This is a genomic window from Streptomyces prasinopilosus (genome assembly GCF_001419695.1).
GTDB classification, from domain to species: domain Bacteria; phylum Actinomycetota; class Actinomycetes; order Streptomycetales; family Streptomycetaceae; genus Streptomyces; species Streptomyces prasinopilosus.
Genome location: NZ_LIRG01000484.1, coordinates 1 through 5562 on the forward strand (window position 1 = coordinate 1; position 5562 = coordinate 5562).

At 70.1% G+C, this 5562-nt stretch carries 4 protein-coding genes and 1 rRNA gene; 4 read left to right on the forward strand and 1 reads right to left on the reverse strand.

Going from position 1 to position 5562, the window contains the following annotated elements; genetic code table 11:
- The first annotated feature begins 322 nt into the window (after nucleotides 1–322).
- A complete protein-coding gene (gene ahcY / locus AOK18_RS20095) occupies nucleotides 323–1780 on the forward strand; it encodes an adenosylhomocysteinase (protein WP_055574199.1) in 1458 nt (485 codons plus the stop codon).
- A gap of 182 nt (nucleotides 1781–1962) precedes the next feature.
- The gene (locus AOK18_RS20100; RefSeq protein ID WP_055574200.1) at nucleotides 1963–2577 is read left to right on the forward strand and encodes a hypothetical protein; all 615 of its coding nucleotides are present in this window, start codon (nucleotides 1963–1965) and stop codon (nucleotides 2575–2577) included.
- 31 nt (nucleotides 2578–2608) lie between these two features.
- Here AOK18_RS20100 and AOK18_RS20105 read toward each other — a convergent pair whose 3' ends face one another.
- Nucleotides 2609–3586 (reverse strand): RDD family protein, encoded by a 978-nt coding sequence (locus AOK18_RS20105; RefSeq protein WP_055695266.1) that lies wholly within the window; start codon nucleotides 3584–3586, stop codon nucleotides 2609–2611.
- Between the two features lie 171 nt (nucleotides 3587–3757).
- Here AOK18_RS20105 and AOK18_RS20110 point away from each other — a divergent pair, with 171 nt between their 5' ends.
- Both AOK18_RS20110 and AOK18_RS20115 read left to right on the forward strand, forming a co-directional pair.
- Nucleotides 3758–4765 carry a stage II sporulation protein M gene (locus AOK18_RS20110; RefSeq protein ID WP_055695267.1) on the forward strand — a complete coding sequence of 336 codons (1008 nt, stop codon included), beginning with the start codon at nucleotides 3758–3760 and terminating at the stop codon, nucleotides 4763–4765.
- Nucleotides 4766–5339: 574 nt separating this feature from the next.
- Nucleotides 5340–5562 (forward strand): 16S ribosomal RNA (locus AOK18_RS20115); the annotation flags it as partial.

The following is a 5562-nucleotide window of genomic DNA, read 5'->3' on the forward strand; positions in this document are numbered from 1 at the left end:
AGCCGAACACGGAGGGCGACGAAACGCGACGACCACCGGCCCGGTGGTCGTCGCGTTTCGTCGCCCTCCGTGTTCGGCTTGATGTGTCCGGCAACCGGCTGGGGACGGCCGTGCCCGTCGGTGTAGCTTGGGACGGAGCCAGACGTCGCTGCTGATGGCGGTCGGGCGGTCCCCCTGCGGACCGGCCGAGGGAGAGAGGGCCTCCGACGGACTGCGCTGCGCGCACGCGGGCATGCCTGTGCCCTCCTCGGGCACCCTTGTGTCCGCCGCCGCGCAGAACAGCCGTATTCACCTCGACCCACATCCCGAGGAGCAGCTCTCCATGACGACTGTCGACACCCGACAGGACTTCAAGGTCGCCGATCTCTCCCTGGCCGCCTTCGGCCGCAAGGAGATCACCCTCGCCGAGCACGAGATGCCGGGCCTGATGGCGATCCGCAAGGAATACGCCGAGGCCCAGCCCCTGGCCGGCGCCCGTGTCACCGGCTCCCTGCACATGACCGTGCAGACCGCCGTCCTCATCGAGACCCTGACCGCCCTCGGCGCCCAGGTCCGCTGGGCGTCCTGCAACATCTTCTCCACCCAGGACCACGCCGCGGCCGCCATCGCCGTCGGCCCGAACGGCACGCCCGAGAACCCGCAGGGCGTCCCGGTCTTCGCCTGGAAGGGCGAGACCCTGGAGGAGTACTGGTGGTGCACCGAGCAGGCGCTGACCTGGCCGGACACCCCCACCGGCGGCCCGAACATGATCCTGGACGACGGCGGTGACGCCACCCTCCTGGTCCACAAGGGCGTCGAGTACGAGAAGGACGGCAAGGTCCCCTCGGTCGACACCGCCGAGTCCGACGAGCACCGCGTCATCCTCGAACTCCTCACCCGCACGGTGAGCGAGAGCCCGCAGAAGTGGACCCAGCTGGCGTCCGAGATCCGCGGTGTCACCGAGGAGACCACCACCGGCGTCCACCGCCTGTACGAGATGCACCGCGACGGCACCCTGCTGTTCCCGGCGATCAACGTGAACGACGCCGTGACCAAGTCGAAGTTCGACAACAAGTACGGCTGCCGGCACTCCCTGATCGACGGCATCAACCGCGCCACCGACACCCTGATCGGCGGCAAGACCGCCGTGGTCTGCGGCTACGGCGACGTCGGCAAGGGCTGCGCGGAGTCCCTGCGCGGCCAGGGCGCCCGTGTGATCATCACCGAGATCGACCCGATCTGCGCCCTGCAGGCCGCGATGGACGGCTACCAGGTGACCACGCTGGACGAGGTCGTCGAGCAGGCCGACATCTTCATCACCACGACCGGCAACAAGGACATCATCATGGCCTCGGACATGGCCCGGATGAAGCACCAGGCCATCGTGGGCAACATCGGCCACTTCGACAACGAGATCGACATGGCCGGCCTGGCCGCCACTCCCGGCATCGTCAAGGACGAGATCAAGCCGCAGGTCCACACCTGGACGTACCCCGACGGCAAGGTCCTCATCGTCCTCTCCGAGGGCCGCCTGCTGAACCTGGGCAACGCCACCGGCCACCCGTCGTTCGTGATGTCCAACTCCTTCGCGGACCAGACTCTGGCCCAGATCGAGCTGTTCACCAAGCCCGACGAGTACCCGACCGGCGTCTACGTGCTGCCCAAGCACCTGGACGAGAAGGTCGCCCGCCTGCACCTGGACGCGCTCGGGGTGAAGCTGACCACCCTGCGTCCCGAGCAGGCCGAGTACATCGGTGTGACGGTCGAGGGCCCGTACAAGTCGGACCACTACCGCTACTGAGCCGACGCGTCCGAGGAGCCGACGCCCGCCGGGCCGAGGCTCCCGCCGCGGGGAGCGCACCGTGCACCGGCGCGCTCCCCGGCGGCAGGCCCCTCCGGGACAGGCCCCCGCACCCCCGTGACGGGGGCCTGTCCCGTCGCCCGGCCGGTGACCGGGCCGACCCGTCAAGACCCAGGACCCCCATGCCCCGCGGCCGCTATTCGCTCCACGATCCGCACGATCGCACCCCCCTCGCCGAAGAACACTTCCAGTGCGCCCCCGGCCCCTCCGGCTGGCGCTACGTCTCCCGGCTCACCGCCCCGTCCGGCGATCACCTGGGCTCGGTCGACCTCGCCCTCGACGAACTGGGCCGCCCCATCCGGCTCGAACTGCACGCCGCGAGCTGGCAGGTCCGCGGCGCCGCCCTCGACGGCGTCACCTGGGTCCGTACCGACCCCACCGGAACCCACGCCACCGAAGGCAATGTGCGCGCCCACGCCTTCACCGGCTCCTCGCCCGCGTTCCTCGTCGCCACCGCCCGCCTCCTGCGCCTCACCCCCTCCGCCCCGGCCACCCGCGTACGGCTCGTCGCCTTCACGGATCCGGTGCTCGCCCCCCTCACCGTGGACCAGTCCTGGACCTTGGTGGAAAGAGAAGCACACGCCACTGACAACGGACCCCTGACCGTGGACGCGTACCAGGTCACAGCCCTGGACACCGGTGAGCAGCACACCGTGCACCTCTCCGGGGACGTGGTCCTCGCAGCCCCCGGCATCGAACTCGAGGACCTCGAGTCACCCCCCTCGGTCCTCGACTGACCACCCTCCCGGGAGACGGCCCGGACGCGACCTACGCCGGAGGCACGAACCCGGTCGACGGCCCCTCGGCCGGCGGGGGAGGCGACACGGGCGCGGCGGGAACCGGGGGAACGGACGGGCCGGCGGGACCGGCGGAGTGGGCGGGTCCGGAGGGATACGCGGTCGGCGGAGCCGGCCGGTGGACGGGCGGCGGGGCGTACGCACCCGCCGGCCCGGCGGGACCGGCCGGCCGGCCCCCCACGGCCGCCGCCCCACCGGCGCCGTGCCCGAAGGCGCGCCGGGCGTCCCGGACCTGCCGCTCCTGCACCACCGCCGCCAGGTACGCCGGCGCCGGCACGCCCTGCGGCACCGGCGCCCCCGTCCGGTCCGCCAGGTCCGCCGCCAGCCGCTCCGCCATCGCGTGTCCCACCCGCGGGTCCAGCTGCCCCATCCGCGTCAGGTACTGGCGTACGGCGAGCCACAGCCCGTCCGGCACCGCGGACAGATCGAGCCCCGAGAACCGGCCGGCCAACCAGGGCGGAGGCGGCGGCACCGAGCCCACGGGGCCGACCGGCAACCGCTCCCGGACGACGAGGGTCCCGGCGAAGACGTCTCCGAGCCGCCGTCCCCGCGACGACACGAGCGAGGCGATGCACGCGACGACGCCCATCGTCATCAGGATCTCGATCACGCCTATCAGACCCCGCACCAGTGCGTGCCGGAAACGGATCGGCCCCCCGTCGTCCCGCACCACCCGCAGCCCGCACGCCATCTTCCCGAGGGACCGTCCGTGGCTGAGGGTCTCGACCGCCATGGGCACGCCCACCAGCAGCAGCAGAAAGAGCGCGAGGGATATCGCCGTCTGAGCCGCGGGGTCCAGTGAAGCGGTGGCCGCCACCAGCGCGATGCTCACCACGACATAGACCGTCACCGCCGCGGCCAGGTCGAGCAGCACGGCCAGCGCCCTGCTGGGCAGCTTCGCCGGGCGCAGCTCCAACGCCACGGCCTCACCCGTCACCAGCTCACTCACGTCCGCCCGCCCTTCCCCTGCCCTGCCCGGAACACCGCCAGTCTGCCAAGCTGATGGCGCATCGCACCGAAGTACGACCAGCCGATCATCCCGTACCGCCGAGCCGGCCGGTCCGTACGACCGGAGAGCCCGCGACGGGAGCCGACGAACAGCCGAGGAGCAGGCACACCGATGGACCTCGACGTCTTCGTCTCCGCCCACCGCGCGGAGTGGGACCGCCTCGACGCCCTACTACGGCGTCGGCGTCGGCTGACCGGCGCCGAGGCCGACGAGCTCGTCCTCCTCTACCAGCGCACGGCCACTCACCTCTCGCTGATCCAGTCCGCGGCCCCCGACCCCCAGCTGACCGGAAGGCTCAGCCGGCTGGTGGCACGCGCACGGGGTGCTGTGACAGGGACACGGCGCGCATCCTGGAGGGACGTCACGCACTTCCTCGCGCACAGCTTCCCGGCCGCCGTGTACCGGGCCCGTCACTGGTGGGTTCCCACCGCACTGCTGTCCACCGCCGTCGCGGCCCTCCTCGGCTGGTGGATCGGCACCCACCCCGACGTCCAGGCCTCCATAGCCGCGCCCGCAGAGCTGCGCGAGCTCACCCGCCCCGGCGGTCAGTACGAGACGTACTACTCCAGCAACCCCGCGGCCTCGTTCGCCGCCCAGGTCTGGACGAACAACGCGTGGGCCGCCGCCCTCTGCCTGATCCTGGGCGTCTTCCTGGGCCTGCCGGTCATCTGGATCCTCTTCACGAACATGCTCAACCTGGGCATCGGCTTCGGGCTCATGGCCTCCGCGGGCCGGCTGGACACCTTCCTCGGCCTGGTCCTGCCCCACGGCCTCCTCGAACTGACCGCGGTCTTCGTCGCGGCCGGCACCGGCCTGCGCCTCGGGTGGACCCTCGTCGACCCCGGGCCACGCCCGCGGCGCAGGGCCCTCGCCGAGGAGGGCCGGGCGGCACTGGCCATGGCGATCGGCCTGGCGCTGGTGCTCTTCGTCTCCGGCGCGATAGAAGGCTTCGTCACCCCGTCAGGCCTCCCCACCTGGGCCCGCATCACCATCGGAGTCGTCGCGGAGCTGGCCTTCCTGGCCTACGTCTACGTCTTGGGCGGACGCGCGGCCCGGGCCGGTGAGACCGGCGACCTGGAGACGGCCGAACGCAGCGCCGTCGTGCCGACGGCGGCCTGATGTGCGTGGAGCTCCGTTCAGCTGCTAGTCTCCTCTTCGCCCCGCAGGAGCCGTTGACACGGACCGAGCGGGGAGGTAGATTTGAACGGTTGCTTGGAGCTGGGCTTTGACCCGCAGTGGCGACCGTGAGTATCTGACTGCTTCTCGAGACTTCAGATTTCGACGAAGCCCCTCCCGATAAATCGGAAAAACTCGGCCGGCAAGTTCGGCGCGAAACTTCTGATAAAGTCGGAGCCGCCGGAAAGGGAAAACGCGAAAGCGGGAACCCGGGAAGGCGAAAACCCCGAGGAAATCGGATCGGAAAGATCTGATAGAGTCGGAAACGCAAGACCGAAGGGAAGCGCCCGGAGGAAAGCCCGCGAGGGCCGGTACGAAGGAAGCGTCCGTTCCTTGAGAACTCAACAGCGTGCCAAAAATCAACGCCAGATATGTTGATACCCCGACGACACGGACCGTCCGGTCCGGATCGTTGAGGTTCCTTTGCAGTAAACACAGCGAGGACGCTGGACACGACCGGGCCCATTCCGCCCGGCGTGCCGCTCTCGTGCATGTGTCACCGGATCACCGGTAAACATTCACGGAGAGTTTGATCCTGGCTCAGGACGAACGCTGGCGGCGTGCTTAACACATGCAAGTCGAACGATGAACCACCTCGGTGGGGATTAGTGGCGAACGGGTGAGTAACACGTGGGCAATCTGCCCCTCACTTCGGGACAAGCCCTGGAAACGGGGTCTAATACCGGATAACACCCCCGCCCGCATGAGCGGGGGTTGAAAGCTCCGGCGGTGATGGATGA

What these genes read in the sequence shown, in the direction of transcription:
- ahcY (WP_055574199.1), top strand. Translation starts at nt 323, where the DNA reads ATGACGACTGTCGACACCCGACAGGACTTCAAGGTCGCCGATCTCTCC.
- AOK18_RS20100 (WP_055574200.1), top strand. Translation starts at nt 1,963, where the DNA reads ATGCCCCGCGGCCGCTATTCGCTCCACGATCCGCACGATCGCACCCCC.
- AOK18_RS20110 (WP_055695267.1), top strand. Translation starts at nt 3,758, where the DNA reads ATGGACCTCGACGTCTTCGTCTCCGCCCACCGCGCGGAGTGGGACCGC.